Genomic DNA, 18222 nt, shown 5'->3' with positions numbered 1-18222 from the left:
AAGAGCAATTTCAAACTTATTCGGCAATCAGCTCAGGCTGTGCGAGATGATGGCTATTGAGCACTTCTTCATAAAAATGCGCCATCGCGGTTTGAAAATAAGGCAGTAACCACAAAAAGCCGATCCCCAGTGTCAGCAGTGCCAGCAGTGACCACGCCAAAAAACGAAGCCCAAGACAAAACAGCTGCCAGCGATGGCCGTACATCAGCTCTTTACTACGGCCAATGGCCTGCAGCGTGTGCAATTGCGGCTCATCGTGCATCACATAAAATGTCAGCGAATAGGAAAGTGCCGCCAAAACCCCCGGAATAATCAGCAGCAGACTCCACAGCAACACTAACAAACCCACCAAAATATAGGTCAGCATTGCATTGAGAAACTGCTGAAATGCCTGACCAAACACCGCGGAATCAAAACGCTGCTCACGCACACCGCCCAAATAGAAAAAAGCAAAGCCTAATGCAATTGGCCCGCCAAGAATCAATGAAAATGCCAAATTCAAGGCTTCCGATTGCCCCGACATCGCGACAATCACTAAGTACACCAAGGTTACGATCACCGGCACCTTCCAATTATTGCGTAAACTTTCCCGTGCCCGCGTCATAATTTCTTTATTACTTGCCAAGATACTCACTGCCATATTGGTTCTCCCTTTAGCACCAGAACAGGGTAAAAATCGATCAATTTTTGACTTTAATCGCAATGGCGTAAGATGTCATACTAAAGAAAGCATTTGTAAATTTGACGCTGCACTTCACTACCCAGCGGAGCACTGGGAGGATTCACCAAGCAATTCAGGGGTGCATGTGCAACAATTCTAAGAGTCATTCAAGTAGGAACTGCAACGATGCCTTCACCTTCATTACCTCGTATTGTGATCGTCGGCGGTGGCGCTGGCGGCTTGGAACTTGCCACCAAGTTGGGCCGCGAGCTGGGCGGCAAAAAGCGCGCGCAAATTATTCTGGTTGATGGCTCGCCAACCCACATCTGGAAGCCATTACTGCATGAGGTGGCGACTGGCGCGCTCAATACAGGGGAAGATGAAGTCAATTATTTTGGCCACGCCTATCGCAATGGCTACCAATTTGAATTTGGCTGGATGCAAGGCGTTGATCGGGCGCGTAAAACCATCACATTAGCCGCGGTACGCGATGCACAGGGCGAAATACTGACGGGCGAGCGCGAAATTGCATATGACACTTTGGTGCTGGCACTGGGCGCGATTGCCAATGATTTTGGCACCCCAGGTGCGCAAGCGCATTGTATGTTTCTGAATACCCCAACCGATGCTGAAAAATTGCGCCGCAAGATTTTGGATTTATCGTTTGCGGTAGGGGCAACCGGTCACGGAGCCAGCAAGCTCACCATCGGCATTGTTGGCGGTGGCGCAACCGGTGTAGAGCTGGCTGCCGAAATCGATCATACCATTCGTGAAATGCATAATTACGGTGCCAATCTAAGCCCTGCCCAACTGGAAATCACCATTATTGAAGGCGCGCCAAGGATCTTATCGGGAGCTCCTGAATCGCTATCCCAATACGCCACAGAAGCACTGGCCCAGCGTGGGATTATGGTTGCGTGCAATAGCCGCGTTGCCGCCGTCACCGAAACCGGTTTTCAACTGGGCGACGGCCAACAGCTTGATGCCATGATTCGCGTGTGGGCTGCTGGTGTCAAAGCGGCGGATTGGCTCTCGACCCTAGGCTTGGCCACCAATCGTAACAATCAAATTGAGGTCACTACTTGCCTGCAAACGCAAACAGACCCGAGTGTCTTTGCCATAGGCGATTGCGCGGCAGCCCCTAATGGCGAGGGCGGCCCACAACTCGCTGCGACCGCCCAAGTGGCGCATCAACAAGCCAGCTGGCTTGCCGATGCGTTGATCAAGAAACTCAATGGGCGTGAAATCACCCCCTTTGTATTTAAGCCGCAAGGCATGATGGTTTCGCTGGGCAAACACACCGCGGTTGGCAGCTTGGCGGCCATTGTTGGTCCACAGCGCAATTATTATGTGGAAGGTCGTGGTGCCAAACTGATTTATGCTTCGCTTTATCGGCTACATCAGGCCGCTGTCCACGGCTGGGTGCTGGCTGGACTCTTATGGATTGGCGACAAATTGCGCCGCGTCGCCAGACCCACTTTGAAACTGCACTAATCCCAAAGAGCTAGTAGGTCAGACTTTACCGCGACACTCCGCACCTGCATGCACTTTTCAGGTTAAAATAGCGCTCTTTTGCGTTCAATTTGCTTTGCCAAAGGGAAAGCAAATTCAATCTTGCTGCGGTTATTTAGCGAAATGAATCTTGTCGTCTTAGGGCTTAACTACCAGACTGCGCCAGTCGCAGTACGGGAGCGGCTTGCCTTTAATCCTGACGAGATGAATTCCGCACTGGCAGAATTAGTCGGTCTGAAAGGGGTATTTGAAGCGGCGATTGTCTCCACCTGTAATCGCACCGAGCTGTATTGTCACGCCCGCGATCTAGATGCTGTCAAGTATTGGCTGGCAGAAAACAGGCAGCAAGACCTGCAAAGTATTACTCCCCACCTGTATGCATATCAAGGAACTGAAGCGGCACGCCATGCCTATCGAGTTGCCTGTGGTTTGGATTCCATGGTGGTGGGAGAAACTCAGATTCTGGGCCAGCTCAAAGACGCCGAACGTGCAGCTCGGGATGCGGGCACGATGGGTACGTTACTCAATGGCGTTTTCCAACGGGCCTTCTCAACGGCCAAGGATGTGCGCACGCAAACCAAAATCGGTGCGGCATCAGTTTCAATGGCAGCAGCCTCAGTTCGTTTAGCCGAGCGCATTTTCCCGACGATTGCCGAATGCAAAGTATTATTCATCGGCGCAGGCGAGATGATTGAGCTCTGCGCCACCCATTTTGCGGCGCAGTCTCCCTGTAAGATGGCGGTGGCCAATCGCACATTGGAACGGGGGCAACAGTTGGCCAATGAGCTCGGCGGGGAAGCGATGCTACTCACCGACTTACCCGAGCGGATTCACGAATTTGACGTGGTTGTCACCTCAACTGCCGCACCTTTACCGATTGTGGGGAAAGGGATGATCGAGCGAGCCATCAAGCAGCGCCGCCATCGCCCCATGTTTATTGTTGATCTAGCCGTACCGCGCGACGTAGAAAGCGAAGTGGGTGAATTGGCCGATGCCTACCTTTATACGGTGGATGATTTAGCGCAGGTGGTACAACAAGGCATGGCCTCGCGTAGTGCGGAGGTCACCAGCGCCGAAGCCATGGTCAATGAGAAGGTGAAAGAATTCAATACGTGGCTTGCCAGCCGGGCCATGGTGCCAACCATTCGTGATCTGCGTGATCATGCCGACCGGATTGTGCGCGGCGAAGTGCAGCGTGCCCAGAAAAAACTCGCCAATGGCCAAGACCCGCAATTGGTCATCGAGCAACTAGCCCAGCAGATGAGTAATAAATTTCTGCACGCCCCACTCTCTGCGCTCAATACCGCGCAAGCCGATGAACAAGAAGCGCTGGTCAATCTAGTACGCCGCCTGTACCGACTACAAGATATTCATTAGCGGCGCCCGCCGACTGCTGTTTACCCCATTCGCACTATTTAGCAACTTTGCTTGATTGAAGTTGATTGCCTTTGGCAATCACTGATCTGGAAAAACCATGAAACCCTCAATTATCGCCAAACTGGCACAATTAGCCGATCGACTGGAAGAAGTGGGTGGCTTGCTGGCTTCGGAAGAAGCTACGCGCGATATGGATCAATATCGCAAACTTAATCGTGAATTTAGCGAATTAACCCCTGTTGTCGAGCTATGGCACGAATTTAATCGCATTAATGCCGATCTGGCCGATGCCGAAGAAATGCTGTCTGACCCTGAAATGGCCGATATGGCCGCGGAGGAAATCAAAGACGGTAAAGTACGGCTTGAGCAACTCGATCTGGATCTGCAAAAAGCCTTGCTGCCAAAAGATCAAAACGACGAGCGCAATATCTTTCTGGAGATTCGTGCCGGTACCGGTGGCGATGAGTCGGCCCTGTTTGCCGCTGATTTATTCCGCATGTACAGCCGCTACGCCGAACGCAATCGCTGGCAAGTGGAAATCATGTCGGCCAATGAGTCCGATCTGGGCGGCTACAAAGAGATCATCGCGCGCATTGTCGGCTTGGGCGCGTATTCCAAGCTGAAATTCGAATCGGGCGGCCACCGGGTACAACGTGTTCCTGCCACCGAAACGCAGGGCCGGATTCACACCTCAGCATGTACCGTGGCAGTGATGCCGGAAGCGGATGAGCTGGAAGAAGTGAATATCAACCCCGCTGATTTGCGGATTGATACCTTCCGCGCCAGCGGCGCTGGTGGTCAGCACATTAATAAAACCGACTCTGCGGTACGCGTCGTGCACATTCCAACCGGCATTATCGTGGAATGTCAGGATGACCGCTCGCAACACAAAAACAAGGCGCGTGCTTTAGCGGTTCTATCGGCGCGCATTAAAGATGCTCAACTGCGCGAGATTCAAAGCAAAGAAGCGGCTGAGCGTAAATCGCTGATTGGCTCGGGTGATCGCTCCGAGCGCATCCGTACCTACAACTTCCCGCAAGGGCGAATGACCGATCACCGGATTAATCTTACACTCTACAAGCTCGATTACATCATGGACGGCGATTTGACTGAGCTAACGCAAGCCTTGATTAATGAGCACCAAACCGAATTACTCGCACAACTAGGTGACGCCTAAGATGCTAGGTATCTATCCATAAGCTACTATTAGCCTAGTAAAAATAAATATACCCCTGCCTAAGTTACAATTTAGCAGGGGTCTTTTTATTTAAAAAAGCACCATACTCGCGCCGCAAATAGGCACTCACCGCCAGTGCGCCCCAAGACTCATACTGCTCCAATGCCAAATTGAGCATCTGCCGCGCGTGATGAAACTGCTGCAGGCCTAATAAAAACCGCCCGTAGTACAAAGCGGCCAAGCCGTATTCATGGTGATGCTGATGTTCACGTGCCGACTCGATCGCGCTCAGATAAAAATGCTGCGCAGCTTCATCATCCTGCTCTGCCTTTGCCCACTCGGCCTGTAGCAATGCCGATTTGCAGGCAAATAAGCTCGGGTTCTGCTCCGCCCAGCGCTGATGCCGGGCAATTGCTTTTTGCATTTTTCGCCGTGCCCACCAACTGCGTTTAAGCGGTACCACGCAGGCACTTAATGCGGACAAATGCTCAAACAAGGCTGCAATTACCGTTCCTTTTGCAGATTGCGCATATTGACTCGCCTGCTCCAAGGCTGCTTTGCTGGCCTCTGGCGCGCAGCAGAAAGTGGCCAGATAGGCCTGACTCAGATAAAAATTAAATACATTGATCGCATCGTTTCGCTCGATCAGCTCGCCAAGCGTACTTTGCTGGATAAATGCACCTAAACCTTCCCAGGGCGGCAAATTGCTCAGATGGACTGCATTATGCAAAAACTGACGGAACGCACCCGACATCGGTAATAAATGCTGTTGCCGGGTATGCCGCAAATCTTCATCGATTTTGGCGGCTTCTTTCTCTAAATGCAGCAAAGGGCTGCCATTTAAAATGGAATGCCCCAGATAAAACATATTGGCATAGCCGGCAAATTCAAAATCGCCATGCAGGTAAGCGTTATGTTGCCAGCGCCAAACCTCCGGCAAGAGCTGCTGTAAATTACAGCGCCAAGGCTGAATAAATCCCAAATCCAGAATAGGCACGCGGTGGCGCTGCCGATCGTTGGGATAGGTCTGCGCCAAAACATGGGCCTGTTGCGCCACTTCAAAAGCCGCATCTAGCCTGCCCACCGCACTGAGCAATAAGGCAGCACCCATTTTCGCGCCTGATGTGGCAGGGCTAAAACCGTGGCGATGCGTTAAGCTTAACTGCTTCAGTGTTAATGCTGCCAGCAAGCGCGGCCGAGAGAATAGGCAGGGGCCAAATAAATCGGCCAGCGTCTCTTGTGCGGCATTAATTTGCACTGACTCACAGCTTTGCAACCTAGCTTTGCGGGTGTACCGATAAAACAACCATTGCAAGAACACATAGGCCAACTGCCAGCGATCACCTCGCATAGCGATAGGCACGTTTAAAGCGTCGAGGGCAATTTCTGCAGCCACAAACGCCCGTTGATAATCGGATGCAAGTAGCGCCAAACGCAAATGGGTGGCCGCTAATAAGTACACCACGCGCTGACTGGCTTGCTCGGGCACGCTGCGCTGCAAAGCATGCAAGTCGGTAAGCTGGGTTGATTCCTGCAGGGTGGCGCACCACGCGGCAACAATACGCTCGCTTAACTCGGGGTACTCGCGCCAGACTGTTTCACCCAGCAGCGCCAGTAATTGCTCCAAAATTTGCCCGGCATGCAAAGGGCTGCCCTGTTGAAAAACTTGCGTGGCGATTTGCAACGATTGCTCGGCAAATTTCACCCGTTCTGCCAGCGAAAAAATCGCGCCCGCTTGCTGTGCATGGCGTAAGGCCTGCAACGCAAAATTGGGAAACTTCATCATGCGTTGCGCTAAGCGCGCGTGTAATTCGGCCTCGGTTTGAAATTCAAAGGTATGCTGCGCCAAGCGTAATAAATGCGGATGCACAAAGCGCCAAATATCGCCCGAGATAACCTCGACCAGCCCTTGCTGCTGGGCCAGCAATAAATGCTCTTGCACTGCGCTGATGGGCAAATAATCATGCAATAGCCGCGCATCAAACTCCATGCCGATCAAGCTGGCGCTTTGCAAAATTTCGACCCCGGTTTCGGGCAAGGCACTCAACTGTTCCCGGAAAAAGGACTCGGCCTCGGGGGTACGCAATTGCAATGAAATCTGTTGCAGCCGTTGAGGCCATTGTTCTTCGGGTACATTACCCAGCAAGTCATGTGCGGCAAGGCTATCGAGTAAAAAGCGGCACAGTTGCAGATTGCCCTGACACGTTTGCTGCAAAAAAGGCGCAATTTCTGCCGCTAGCCGGGGGTTGAGCTGCTGATCTTCGATCAGCCAGTTGACGGTATCGCGTACGCTAAAGGGCGCCAGCGGGAATAACTGGCAATGCGCTTGCGTTTTCCAGCGTACAACGGCGTTATGTTGCTCATTTCGCACGCATAGCAACAGCATCAAATATGGCGTAACGCGATGCTCGATCAAATAATCCAGAATCGCCAACGCATCCTGATCCAACAAATCAACATCGTCGATAATCCACACCAGTGGTTTGAGTTGCTGACTGGCATAAGCCAGCAATTGCCCTACCAGCAGTTGCAAATGTCGCGCTAACGATAAATCCACTTCGGTCGCTTCATGAACAATCAAACCAAGGCGGCGCGATAAATCAAACAATGCGTCTTGCCCGCTCAGACTGGGGTCGCTCAAATGTTTGCTTAATGGCTGGCTCAACTGACTGAGGCCCAATAACAAACTATCGAGTGGATTACTCCAATTGAGCGATTCAATCCGACTCTCAATCAGCATCCCGCCACGCTGGCGCACAAACGGCAGCAAATCATGTGCTTGCTGGGTTTTACCCGACCCAGGCTCCCCCATCAACACCGCCACTTTGCAACCACCCGCAGAGGTTTCAGCCAGCGCAAAGCGCAGCTCATTGCTCACCATACGGCGATCTAGCGTAGGTATTTGCGATGAATTAGACGGAGCCTCAGTGGTGAAAACAGCAAACGGGGATGCGGATGGCAAAATGGTACGGTCTCAAATAATTTTTCCGATTGTGGCTGATTTAAGGTGATATTTCTATGTTCTAAGCCAAAAGCAGCATAAACACGACGCCCAAACCCGCAGAGTGGAAACACCTTTGATATAATTACCGGTTTTGGCCTTGGCGCAACGGTTGATAATGGCGATGAACGTTTTTTACGAGGAAGATGGCAGCTTTAAAGTCGCCAGTATCAATGATGAGCAAGCAGCCAGCATGCAGGTCGAGGACGCGCGTGGTAAACGCAGCAAAATCAAAACCGCTAATGTGCTACTGCGCTTTGATCGCATCAGCCTCGACGATTTTTTCAAATCGGCCCAGAGTCTCGCCGCCGAAGTCGATGTTAATTTCCTGTGGGAATGCTGCGGGCAAGATGAATTTGGCTTTGCCGAAATCGCAGCCGAATACTTTGGCGCCAACCCCAGCCTAACCCAGCAAGCCGCCGCTGCGATCGCGCTACATACCGCGCCCATGTATTTTTATCGCAAAGGCAAAGGTCGCTATAAAGCCGCGCCCGAAGAAAACCTGAAAGCGGCGATTGCCGGGCTAGAGCGCAAAGCACGTGAAGCCGAGCAAATGGCCGCATGGGAAGCCGATCTTTTAGCAGGTATCTTGCCGCAAGCCTTGCAGGAAAAGATCTCCAGACTAATACATCGCCCTGATAAAAACAGCCTCGAATACAAAGCACTAGCGCAAGCGGCTGAAAGTGCGCAAACCTCAACGCTGCGCTTGCTAGAAAAAGTGGGCGCAATTCCCGATGTGGCGCAATATCATCTCGACGGCTTTTTGGCTGAGCATTTCCCCAAAAGTCGCGGTTTTCCAGCCACCGAGCCAGTGTTTGCGCCTGAAGATTTACCCGTTGCCGACGTACAAGCGTTCTCGATTGACGACGCAACCACAACCGAAATTGATGACGCGTTCAGCTTGAAAAAATTGCCGAACGGCAACTGGCAAGTCGGTATTCACATCGCCGCACCAGTACTCGGTATTTTGCCAGGCTCTACGCTCGATCAAGTCGTACTTGATCGCCTGTCGACCGTATATTTCCCCGGCGACAAAATCACCATGCTGCCGGATGACGCCGTCGAAGTATTCACGCTGCAAGAAGGCGCGGCGCGCCCTGCGGTGTCGATGTATCTGGAAGTTTCACTTGGCTATGACATCATCAGCCACCACTCGGTGATCGAGCGCGTGCCCGTGGTGGCCAATCTGCGCCACCATGACATTGAACCCTATTTCAATGAAGAAACCGTCGGCAAGGAGGGTGAAGACTACCCGTGGAAAGCCGAGCTGACGCTGCTGTGGAATTTGGCGGGTGCGCTCGAAGGCCGTCGCGGCAAAGCCGATCAGCCGCAGCAACAACGCCTGGATTACAGTTTCTATATCGACCGCATTGAGGGCCAGCCAGAGCGCGTGCGCATTGTGCCGCGCAAACGCGGCGCGCCAATGGATAAGCTGGTCGCCGAGCTGATGATTTTGGTCAACAGCCTGTGGGGAGCGAATCTACGCGATGCGCAAATCGCTGGCATTTACCGCTCGCAAGGCGGTGGTCGCGTCAAGCTATCAACGCAACCGACAGCCCATGCTGGCCTTGGCGTTGATTGCTATATGTGGTCGAGCTCGCCGCTGCGCCGCGCGGTCGATTTCATCAATCAGCAACAACTGGTTGCGATGATTCGTAATGAAAAACCGCGCTATCAGAAAAATGACGCCGAGCTATTCACCGCGATTTCGTCATTTGATGCCGCCTATGCCGCTTATGCTGACTTTCAGGACAAAATGGAGCGCTATTGGTGCATCCGTTATCTAGAACAAGAGAATATGCGTGAATTCACCGCGCAAGTGATCAAGGAAAATCTGGTGCGCGTAGATGGCATGCCTCTGGTCTTGCGTGTGGGCGGCCTGCCTGAACTACCGGCAGGCATGACAGTCTCACTCCAATTGATCAAGGTTGATTACCTCGAGCTGGCCGTCGAAGCTCGAATCGCCACCATTTAAAATGTAATGTAGGTCGGGTTAGCGCAACCCGACATTCAGCAGGCCAGCCTGCGATGAAGGACCGCCCCATGCAGCCAAACCGCCGTCTTAATGAATTTTTACCGTTGAAATTTGCCAACGGCCAGGAAATTAAGCAGTTTTCAAAGCCCTGCGTCGCGTGCGGCACAATGCTGCACGCTAAAGATATGCATGGCGTGGCGCGCTTGGTCGAAGACCATATTGCGATTGCCGCCAAAGCCCATTGTCATGCATGTGGCGCAGATTTTGGCGTAGCTTGCGTTATTAACTCGCAAAAACAAGTCAAACGCGTGGTCTTACCGCGCTTCTTGTTTAGCCTGTATCTGCGCAACTTACCTTTACAAAACCGTGAAACTGCACCGCAGGCCCAAGTACGCCACCTGCCGCTACCGGAAGAGCGCGATGCACGGGAAGACGCAGCCGCACTTGCCCGTATGATGCCGCCAGTAAGCGGTGTTCAACCCAAAGAAATCGTTCGCGCCGAAGAAACACTGGGCCGCTTTCAGGAAAAACCGATTCCTGCCTGGTTGATACTTGATGGTGCGCGCTTTGAATTTGACCGTATTGCGCCAGATGCACGAATTAAAGAAGGTGAATATTTACTAGACGGTTGTTTGATTTATCGCGCCAGTTAGCGCACTTTAAGCTTGGCTTTTTGATTCAAAGTCTTATAATCGCGCCTATCTTTTGGGTCAGGCCCCGCGCGGGAGAACACCATGCAACGTAATATGCTCAAATCTAAACTGCATCGCGTGACAGCAACGCATGCTGAACTGCACTACGAAGGCTCATGTGCGATTGATGAAAATTTGCTCGAAGCGGCCAATATTCGCGAATACGAAGCGATCGACATCTGGAACATCAATAATGGTGCGCGTTTTTCAACTTACGCGATCAAAGGCCAGCGCGGCTCAGGCATTATTTCAGTGAATGGTTCTGCGGCACGTCATGCGCAAGTGGGCGATTTATTGATTATCGCGACCTTTGCTGACTACAGCGAAGAAGAGTTGAAGAACCACAAGCCTTCACTGGTGTATGTTGATAGCAACAATCAGATTACTCACAGCAAAAATGCGATCGCAACCCAAGAACTGTGACCTATCTACCGCTTATCGAAAAACCCGCTTTCTAGCGGGTTTTTTATTGCTTAAACAAAACGAAAGACGAATTCAAACAATTGATTTAATGCTAAATTTTTTGCTTGCGAATTAACCCAACTCAGCCCATGGAGTGAAGCACTTAACTCCGGATTTGCCCACACATCATACTTTCCTAATATTTCTGCTACATTCGCGCTCTACCATGACAACAGCATCGAACTTACGGTGCCAATAAAAAGCTCTGGAGGAGCAATGCATTTCCTAAAACGCTTTAGCCTAATGAGCGCCATTGTTGCTCAAGCTACCCTTATCAGCCCCGCCATTGCTGCCAGCGAATGGAATAGCAGCACCATTTATGCGGAACCTGGCACCGTCGTTAGCTACCAAGGTAATCAATACCAAAACAATTGGTGGACTCGGGGTGAAATTCCAGGACAAACCGGCCCATGGGGTGTTTGGACTAAAGTAGGCAGTGCGAGTAGCACAGCGCCAAGCGCAAAGCCAACAGTGACACCAAGCAACACCGCGACCAGTAAACCAAACAATACAGCGCCCAGCATTACGACCACCCCGCTCGTGAGCAGCGCACCAAATTCAGTTGCGGCTTGGGATGCCAACACCACCTACGCCAACAAAGGCCAGCTGGTAAGTTATCAGGGGCAGGTATATCGCAATGAGTGGTGGACCAAGGGTGATAATCCAGTGCAAGCGGGAGCTTATGGCGTTTGGCGCATCGTCGGTTCAGCCCTGCCCACGAATGCTCCAACTACTGCGCCCACCAACACGCCACTCATCACCCCGAGCGCAACCCCCACCGTCAAACCGATCGCTACCCCGACAGTAGTGCCCACGGTGAAGCCCATTGTGACACCAACGGCTACCTCAACGGTTAAACCAACCGCCGCGCCAACGGCCACACCGACTGCTAGCCCAGCCCCAACGGCAACGCCGACCGTAGCGCCAACTGCAACGCCCAAACCAAGCCCAACGCCGGTCAGCGGTCTGATTCCTGCCCGCAGCCTCACGCTTGAGCAGCCCGGTGATGTCGGCAGCCTGCGTGCTGCGCAGCTGCGCAGCTTTAATCACACCCCGTTCCAGTCGACCGGTTATTGGGTACAGCCCGGTGATGTTTTGGTGGTGAATTATGTCTACAGTGGCAGCGCGCCGAATAAACAGCCAGAAATCTGGCTGCACAATATCGACGACGACACCTGGAATTACGACACCGCCCAGAAGATCAAACTGAATGTGGGTAGTAACACCATCGTGTCTCAAGTCAAAGCTGCCGTGTACGTGGCCGCCTTTAATACCCCGACCAATGGCGAGCTGAAGGTTGAGCTGGTCTCAGGTGGGCGCGTGATGCCACGCTTTGTGCTGGGCCAGCACACTGCCGAGCAATGGCAGCAAATGCTGCTGCAATACGGCGATGCGCCGTATGCCGAGCTGGTCAGCCGCCGCATGATGCTCACCGCCAGTATGGGCAAGATCTTGCGCCATGTGGATGACCCCGTGGCACTAATGACGCTGTGGGATGAAATCGTACGCCTAGAAGACGAGCAATACGGCATCAAACCCGGCCAAGCCTGGCCGCACAATCCAACGCCGCATCGCTTCCACTTTGTCGAGCTGGCCCCCTACGATGGCTGGATGTATTCATGGCAATACCGGATGGCCACCGCCAGCGATGATGGCGCGATTGGCACCGTGCTTAATAGCAAAAAGCTGAAAACCGATGGCTGGGGCCCATGGCATGAGCTGGGCCACCAATATCAGATGAGTACATTCACCTGGGCCGACCAGACCGAAGTAACCGTGAATCTGTCATCGGCCTATGTGCAGCGCGCGCTGGGCCAACCATCGCGCTATGAAACCCAAGGCACCTGGACCAAAACCTTTGCCTACCTGAATCAAGCCACACGTGATTTTGCGACGCAGAGCGATCTGTTTGTGCGCGCCACCATGTTCTGGCAGCTGGATCTGGCCTTTGGGCGTGATTTTTACGCCAAGCTGGGCACCAACTACCGCAATATGCCCGCCGCACAGCGCCCAAGCGGTGATGAAGCCGAGAAACAAACCTTTATCATCGAAACCAGCCGCGTCGCTGGCTACGATCTCACACCGTTCTTTACCCAGTGGGGCATTGCGGTCAGTGCCGACACGCAGACCAAACTGCGCGGCATGGCCCTCAAAACCCTGACCGACCCGATCTGGCTGAACCGCGATAGCAAAGTGCTGTACCAACCACGTTAAGGGTATCTGCCTTTAAGATACTAACAGCCTAATAAAGAGGCCAATACCCAACTGGGTATTGGCCTCTTTTCATTTTGTCTTGCCGTAGCATGCGCACAGAACTAGAGCAATTGATCCGTTTTAGCTGCCAATTCAAAGTCCAAGCGATGTAAACCACGGATTTTATGTGACCACCAATTCACCTGCAGACGCCCCCACCCCAGCAGCAATGCAGGGTGATGCCCCGCCTCCTCCGCCAGTGCCGCAACGCGATCACACATCGCCCATGCCTGAGCAAAATTACTAAACTCATACACCCGCTGCAATTGCAACACGCCATCAATGACCACCGGCGTCCAATCCGGAATCACGCGAATTAACTCGGCCAGCTCAGCATCGCTCACCTGCGGTGCACCCGCTCGACAAGCTTCACATTTTTGCTCTAATTGGGTCTGCGGCATGATTAATTCCTTTTTCCTTGAAAGCGCCGTATGGCGGCATGAACGGTAGCGGTTTGAATCGCTACCGTATCACTGATTGGTTCTGCATAGCCGCCGCCCATGGTCAGCGCAAGCGGAATACCAAATCGCAAACATGCATCGAGCACCATTTCATCACGTGCCAGTAAACCAGCCATACTCAACTGCAATTTGCCTAAACGATCACCAGCATAGGCGTCAGCTCCCGCCAGATAAATCACAAGATCAGGTTGAGCCAAACTAAATAGCTGTGGCAGCGCGCCGGCCAATTGCGTCAAGTAAGTTGCATCATCACAGCCATCGGCCAGCTCAATATCCCAATCACTGCACTGCTTATCAAACGGATAGTTATTTGCGCCATGCATTGAAAAGGTAAACAAACTTGGCTCATTAGCCAATATGCTGGCGGTGCCATTACCCTGATGTACATCCAGATCAATCACTAGCGCTCGCTGAATCAACCCTTCGGCCTGCAATAGCTTAAGTGCCACAGCGCTATCATTAAACACACAAAAGCCACTGCCATGATCAGCAAACGCATGATGCGTACCGCCAGCCAGACTAACACCACAACCTTGCGCTAACGCAGCTCGACAGGCGGCAATCGTCGCCCCCGTCGAAGCTCTGGAGCGCTGCAATAACTGAGCTGACCATGGCAAGCCCAGCACTCTTTGCTCAGCAGGGCTTAATGCACCGGTCCGCAATTTGTCTAAATAGCCCTGAGTATGGGCTACGCCTAATTCCTCATCGTTCGCACAAGGGGTATCGACGACCAGGTCTTGTGCAAATTGGGCTACCCGTTGATACAGCATGGGGTATTTACCCGTGGGGAAACGGTGCCCCTCAGGTAAAGGTAATGGAAACTGATCAGAACGATAGATTTTCATGCGGATAAAGCCTGCTCAACGAGCCTGTATCATACGTGATTTAAGTGGATTTAACGGCCTTGCCCTATATCGCGCTTCACGGTAAAAAGTGCTTGTTATTACATGCTTAGTCAGCGATAAAGCAAAATCGGGTAGACACATCGATTGGGGCATCCCATGTTCTCCAACATCCATCCTCGCGCTAATCGGCTCAGTTGGCTACTGCAAAGCTGGCTTACCCTCTGCATACTGGCTATCCATCGCGTGAGTTATGCCGAGTTCCGTCCGAGTAGTGAGCTGCCTCCAATTCGAGTTTTAACTTCGGAATTTCCACCCTACAACTACGATGAAGGCGACGGCAAAATTAGCGGCCTTGCCACTGAAGTTGTGCAGGCTGTATTGGCAGAACTACGGCTGCGTGCGGTACCAGAAAGCTTGCCTTGGGCGCGCAGCTATATGCTGACCCAACAAGAGCCGAACATACTGCTGCATTCAATTACCCGCAGCAAAGAGCGCGAAACCTTGTTTAAATGGGTTGGTGTAATTGCCCCTGCGGATTACAGCTTGTGGGCCTTAGCCGAGCGCACAGATGTACGCCCTAACACCTTAGCAGAGCTAAAAAATTACCGGATCGGCACAACCAATAATGACGTGGTTGAGCAATATCTGCGGCGCCAGCAAATCCCGAACCTTGACAGCGTTTCCGGTCAGGGCGCGTATGAGCACAATATCCAGAAATTACTCGCCAACCGGATTGATCTATGGGGCGTAGCCACATTACCGGGCCTGTATTTTCTGCGCCGCCAAGGCATGGAAGGCCGTATCGTGAAGGTCTATGCGCTCAAAGAGCTGCCTAATGACGGGATGTATATGGCATTTGGCAATAAAACCGATGATGCCGTCGTCGAGCAATTTCGGGGGGCGCTAGACAGCATCAAACGACAAGGCATTTACCAGAAGCTACTCAGTAAATATGGTTTAACGGCCAGCCGTTAAACCATTAGCACGGCAGATTCAACTGCTGACAAGGCTGGCAAACCATACTTAGCACGCGCCATTGTACAGCGCTCATCACCAACGCTGACTTCACGACAAGTACTGGCCCGCAATGGGTAAATTGCGCAGCTGGCGGCTTCACCCACTTTGCCCTGCAGTGCTGTGCAATGCGGCTGGGGCTGATTAGTACCACGCATCGCAACCAGAAATGGGCTAACAGGCTCAACCAAGGCCTGCGGCACCGACCCGCCGGGTACCGCATCACTTTCACCAAAATAGAAAGACACTCGAAAACTGGCGCAACACGCGCCGCAGCTTAAGCAAGCATGACTCATGATGGAAAAACAGATCAATTTACCGCGCAGAATTTTAAATAAAATCCCGCCAGCGGCAAACTGGCAGCATGCCGCGCCTGCAGAATCATCACACCGTCTGCATATAGACGACTAATTGCGCCAGTGCCGCTGACCAGCCAGCAGTAAACCCCATCGCCTCATGTTGCGCCCGCCCAGCCGTATCGCGATGCCGAACAATCGCGGTATAGCGGGTGCCAATCGGGCTTGGGCTAAGTTCAATACTGGCAGTGAAAGGGAAATCGCCGCAGCTACTGTCAGCAAATGACGGGTTGGGCCGAAAATCGGCTAACAGCGCATTGGTCCAGACTAAGCGCCGGTTGGGCAGCAGCTCCAGATAGCAACCTAGCCCAGAAAAATGCTGCGCTGGCTCAGGGCCTTGCATTTCTGTATGAAATAGCCCTCCAACCCGCAGATCAATATGGCATTCGGTAGTTTGCCAAGGTGCCGGGGTAAACCAGTGGACAAGATGCTCTGGCTTAGTCCAGGCCGCCCAGATAGCCTCTGGCGGTAAGGGAACATCTTGCACCAGCATCAAATCAAGGGAGGGATCAAATGATGCGTTATCCATGAGCAAACTCCTACGACTAAAACTATGTTTTAGCAGCGCCAGTCACTCTGGGCAAAGTTGCTGTCTACGGCTCTAACTTAACGATAACGAATCCTGCAGCATATTGAATGTCAACTTGGCGCATTGTTAGCCAATTAAGGGCTGTCAAATACTTTCATCAAATCTTCAACACTAAAACACATGGCGACATCCCTGATTAACCTATTTCGTGGGCTTGCGATAAGATGGTTCATTCCTTCTGCACAGGTATCACCATGAAAACCCTCAAAGCCAAAATTCGGCTGGTTCTGATCCTGCTTACCTCATTGGCCGTGGTCACATTCTGTATTTTCAGCTACTTCGAAACGCGCACCATCGCCATGAATGCCATTGATGGCAAACTGACGGCCGCGGCTAACGGTTATCGCTTTATTGTGTCTGAAGAGTTGCATAATCAGCTCACCCCGCGTGACAGTACCGATTTAAAACAAATACGCGCACTCAGCGTTAAACTTACACGCTTTGCCGAATCGCTGGGTCTGCCCTATGTGTATAGCTTTGTGATGAAAGATGGTAAGCCGCATTACGTACTCTCATCGCTCTCACCGGAAGAAGAGCGTGATGCGACTGCCGAGCAATATCTTAAAGTCTATGAAACCCCCAATGCCGAGCTACTGACGGCACTGCGTGAAGGTCGCCCAACGTGGGCGGAATATAGCAGTAGCTATGGCAATTTCCGTTCAATTTACCTGCCGTTCCGCACTGCCAATGGCACCACGATTGTTGCAGTTGCCGATGCAGATCTGGCTGCGGTACAAAGCACTTTAAATACGCTGCTGTTTAAAGAAGCAGGCGCCGGGCTGGTACTGATTCTGATTGCGGTGATTGCCTCCTTCTGGCTAGGAAATGTGGTGGTTCGCCCGCTGGAACGGTTGTTAGCCGCCATGCGTCAACTCACGAGCGGCGAAGCTGATCTGACTATTCGTCTGGACGATCGCCAACAAGATGAAACCGGACGCATTGCAGGGGCGTTTAATCAATTCATTACTGAACTGCATCAGCAAATCCGTACGGTAGAAACCGAAAGCACTCGCCTCAATCAGGGGGTGCAAGCGATTGAACGCGTTGTTGATCAACTGGCACGCGAATCTCGTTCGCAAGCTGATCTGGTATCCGAAACAGCAGCAACCATTGAAGAAGTCACCGTGAGCATTTCTCACATTGCCGATAGCACTAATCAGGTCGAGCGCGCAGTCAGCCATGCAGATGAAGGCGCTCGCAACAGCGCGCAGGCCATGAGCACCATGCAGCAGCGGACTGATTCCATGGGCAATACTTTGCATGCTTTGGCAGAATCAATTAGCCGCTTGGATCACGAATCCAAGCAAATCAACAACATCACCAATGTGATTAAAGATATTGCCAACCAAACCAATCTGCTGGCGCTCAACGCCGCGATTGAAGCCGCTCGCGCAGGCGAACAAGGGCGAGGCTTTGCGGTGGTGGCCGATGAAGTGCGCAGCCTAGCCGAGCGTACCGCGCAGGCCACGGTAGAAATCGAGCGCTTACTAGGTACCATTTGCGACGAAACCGCGCACGCAGTTGAACGCACCACCGCCACCGCTGATGGAGCCGAGGCTAGCCGCCAGATGGTGAGTGACGTCAACACGCGTATTGCAGCGATGCAGCATGAAATGCAGGGAGTGCTAACGCAAATTAACGAAATTTCATCTGCCACCCGTGAGCAATCGCTGGCGACCGAGCAAATCGCTCAGGTGTCTGAGCGCATCAGCCAACAGGTCAACACCACTGATCAAGCGTTACAGCAAACCCGCCAGACGCTGGCCGGAATCAACCAGATGGCAAGTTCCTTGCATGGAGTGGTGCGACGCTTCCGTTTGTAATCACTGAAACACTACCAAGTAAAG

Annotated in this window: 15 protein-coding genes; 9 read left to right on the top strand and 6 right to left on the bottom strand. The window is 52.4% G+C overall.

The window, feature by feature from the left end; translation table 11 throughout:
• Window positions 1–16: 16 nt before the first annotated feature.
• Window positions 17–640: a DUF975 family protein gene (locus HZU75_RS10155; RefSeq protein WP_180305979.1), complete on the bottom strand. Its 624-nt coding sequence runs from the start codon at window positions 638–640 to the stop codon at window positions 17–19.
• A 207-nt stretch (window positions 641–847) separates the two neighbouring features.
• Here HZU75_RS10155 and HZU75_RS10150 point away from each other — a divergent pair, with 207 nt between their 5' ends.
• The 3 genes from HZU75_RS10150 to prfA all read left to right on the top strand — a co-directional run bounded on the left by HZU75_RS10150 (window position 848) and on the right by prfA (window position 4727).
• Window positions 848–2155 carry an NAD(P)/FAD-dependent oxidoreductase gene (locus HZU75_RS10150; protein ID WP_180305978.1) on the top strand — a complete coding sequence of 436 codons (1308 nt, stop codon included), beginning with the start codon at window positions 848–850 and terminating at the stop codon, window positions 2153–2155.
• A 141-nt stretch (window positions 2156–2296) separates the two neighbouring features.
• On the top strand, window positions 2297–3550 hold the full coding sequence (hemA, locus tag HZU75_RS10145; protein WP_180305977.1) for a glutamyl-tRNA reductase: 1254 nt from the start codon (window positions 2297–2299) through the stop codon (window positions 3548–3550).
• A gap of 97 nt (window positions 3551–3647) precedes the next feature.
• Window positions 3648–4727 carry a peptide chain release factor 1 gene (prfA, locus tag HZU75_RS10140; protein ID WP_180305976.1) on the top strand — a complete coding sequence of 360 codons (1080 nt, stop codon included), beginning with the start codon at window positions 3648–3650 and terminating at the stop codon, window positions 4725–4727.
• A 64-nt stretch (window positions 4728–4791) separates the two neighbouring features.
• Here prfA and HZU75_RS10135 read toward each other — a convergent pair whose 3' ends face one another.
• Complete coding sequence (locus tag HZU75_RS10135; RefSeq protein WP_180305975.1) at window positions 4792–7608, bottom strand: AAA family ATPase; 2817 nt, start codon at window positions 7606–7608, stop codon at window positions 4792–4794.
• A gap of 244 nt (window positions 7609–7852) precedes the next feature.
• On the opposite strand from HZU75_RS10135, the gene HZU75_RS10130 reads away from it, so the two are divergent.
• From HZU75_RS10130 to HZU75_RS10115, 4 genes are all read left to right on the top strand, one after another.
• Window positions 7853–9703 (top strand): ribonuclease catalytic domain-containing protein, encoded by a 1851-nt coding sequence (locus HZU75_RS10130; protein WP_180305974.1) that lies wholly within the window; start codon window positions 7853–7855, stop codon window positions 9701–9703.
• A 68-nt stretch (window positions 9704–9771) separates the two neighbouring features.
• A complete protein-coding gene (locus HZU75_RS10125; RefSeq protein ID WP_180305973.1) occupies window positions 9772–10356 on the top strand; it encodes a hypothetical protein in 585 nt (194 codons plus the stop codon).
• Between the two features lie 81 nt (window positions 10357–10437).
• A complete protein-coding gene (panD, locus tag HZU75_RS10120) occupies window positions 10438–10818 on the top strand; it encodes an aspartate 1-decarboxylase (protein ID WP_180305972.1) in 381 nt (126 codons plus the stop codon).
• 255 nt (window positions 10819–11073) lie between these two features.
• A complete protein-coding gene (locus HZU75_RS10115; RefSeq protein ID WP_180305971.1) occupies window positions 11074–13071 on the top strand; it encodes a M60 family metallopeptidase in 1998 nt (665 codons plus the stop codon).
• A gap of 101 nt (window positions 13072–13172) precedes the next feature.
• On the opposite strand, the gene HZU75_RS10110 is transcribed toward HZU75_RS10115, so the two are convergent.
• Both HZU75_RS10110 and HZU75_RS10105 read right to left on the bottom strand, forming a co-directional pair.
• Window positions 13173–13511, bottom strand: a complete 339-nt coding sequence (locus HZU75_RS10110; protein ID WP_180305970.1) for a 4a-hydroxytetrahydrobiopterin dehydratase — start codon at window positions 13509–13511, stop codon at window positions 13173–13175.
• A 2-nt stretch (window positions 13512–13513) separates the two neighbouring features.
• Window positions 13514–14416 (bottom strand): histone deacetylase family protein, encoded by a 903-nt coding sequence (locus tag HZU75_RS10105; protein ID WP_180305969.1) that lies wholly within the window; start codon window positions 14414–14416, stop codon window positions 13514–13516.
• 156 nt (window positions 14417–14572) lie between these two features.
• Here HZU75_RS10105 and HZU75_RS10100 point away from each other — a divergent pair, with 156 nt between their 5' ends.
• Window positions 14573–15391: a substrate-binding periplasmic protein gene (locus tag HZU75_RS10100; RefSeq protein WP_180305968.1), complete on the top strand. Its 819-nt coding sequence runs from the start codon at window positions 14573–14575 to the stop codon at window positions 15389–15391.
• On the opposite strand, the gene HZU75_RS10095 is transcribed toward HZU75_RS10100, so the two are convergent.
• Window positions 15388–15726 (bottom strand): YkgJ family cysteine cluster protein, encoded by a 339-nt coding sequence (locus tag HZU75_RS10095; protein WP_180305967.1) that lies wholly within the window; start codon window positions 15724–15726, stop codon window positions 15388–15390. The two genes, HZU75_RS10100 and HZU75_RS10095, sit on opposite strands and share 4 nt — an antisense overlap.
• A gap of 88 nt (window positions 15727–15814) precedes the next feature.
• A complete protein-coding gene (locus HZU75_RS10090) occupies window positions 15815–16315 on the bottom strand; it encodes an SRPBCC domain-containing protein (protein ID WP_180305966.1) in 501 nt (166 codons plus the stop codon).
• A 254-nt stretch (window positions 16316–16569) separates the two neighbouring features.
• Between HZU75_RS10090 and HZU75_RS10085 the strand changes: the two genes are divergently transcribed.
• The gene (locus tag HZU75_RS10085) at window positions 16570–18198 is read left to right on the top strand and encodes a methyl-accepting chemotaxis protein (RefSeq protein ID WP_180305965.1); all 1629 of its coding nucleotides are present in this window, start codon (window positions 16570–16572) and stop codon (window positions 18196–18198) included.
• Window positions 18199–18222: the final 24 nt, after the last annotated feature.

This window comes from Chitinibacter fontanus (assembly GCF_013423785.1).
Classification (GTDB): Bacteria; Pseudomonadota; Gammaproteobacteria; order Burkholderiales; family Chitinibacteraceae; genus Chitinibacter; species Chitinibacter fontanus.
Note: the sequence above shows the minus strand (reverse complement) of the source record. Positions and strands in the feature narration are given on the sequence as shown.

Bases quoted from the DNA above. Each gene is read 5' to 3' on its own strand.
- HZU75_RS10105 (WP_180305969.1), bottom strand. From the start codon at position 14,416: ATGAAAATCTATCGTTCTGATCAGTTTCCATTACCTTTACCTGAGGGG.
- HZU75_RS10135 (WP_180305975.1), bottom strand. From the start codon at position 7,608: ATGGTGAGCAATGAGCTGCGCTTTGCGCTGGCTGAAACCTCTGCGGGT.
- HZU75_RS10155 (WP_180305979.1), bottom strand. From the start codon at position 640: ATGGCAGTGAGTATCTTGGCAAGTAATAAAGAAATTATGACGCGGGCA.
- HZU75_RS10100 (WP_180305968.1), top strand. From the start codon at position 14,573: ATGTTCTCCAACATCCATCCTCGCGCTAATCGGCTCAGTTGGCTACTG.
- HZU75_RS10095 (WP_180305967.1), bottom strand. From the start codon at position 15,726: ATGAGTCATGCTTGCTTAAGCTGCGGCGCGTGTTGCGCCAGTTTTCGA.
- HZU75_RS10085 (WP_180305965.1), top strand. From the start codon at position 16,570: ATGAAAACCCTCAAAGCCAAAATTCGGCTGGTTCTGATCCTGCTTACC.
- prfA (WP_180305976.1), top strand. From the start codon at position 3,648: ATGAAACCCTCAATTATCGCCAAACTGGCACAATTAGCCGATCGACTG.
- HZU75_RS10130 (WP_180305974.1), top strand. From the start codon at position 7,853: ATGAACGTTTTTTACGAGGAAGATGGCAGCTTTAAAGTCGCCAGTATC.
- HZU75_RS10110 (WP_180305970.1), bottom strand. From the start codon at position 13,511: ATGCCGCAGACCCAATTAGAGCAAAAATGTGAAGCTTGTCGAGCGGGT.
- panD (WP_180305972.1), top strand. From the start codon at position 10,438: ATGCAACGTAATATGCTCAAATCTAAACTGCATCGCGTGACAGCAACG.
- HZU75_RS10150 (WP_180305978.1), top strand. From the start codon at position 848: ATGCCTTCACCTTCATTACCTCGTATTGTGATCGTCGGCGGTGGCGCT.
- hemA (WP_180305977.1), top strand. From the start codon at position 2,297: ATGAATCTTGTCGTCTTAGGGCTTAACTACCAGACTGCGCCAGTCGCA.
- HZU75_RS10090 (WP_180305966.1), bottom strand. From the start codon at position 16,315: ATGGATAACGCATCATTTGATCCCTCCCTTGATTTGATGCTGGTGCAA.
- HZU75_RS10115 (WP_180305971.1), top strand. From the start codon at position 11,074: ATGCATTTCCTAAAACGCTTTAGCCTAATGAGCGCCATTGTTGCTCAA.
- HZU75_RS10125 (WP_180305973.1), top strand. From the start codon at position 9,772: ATGCAGCCAAACCGCCGTCTTAATGAATTTTTACCGTTGAAATTTGCC.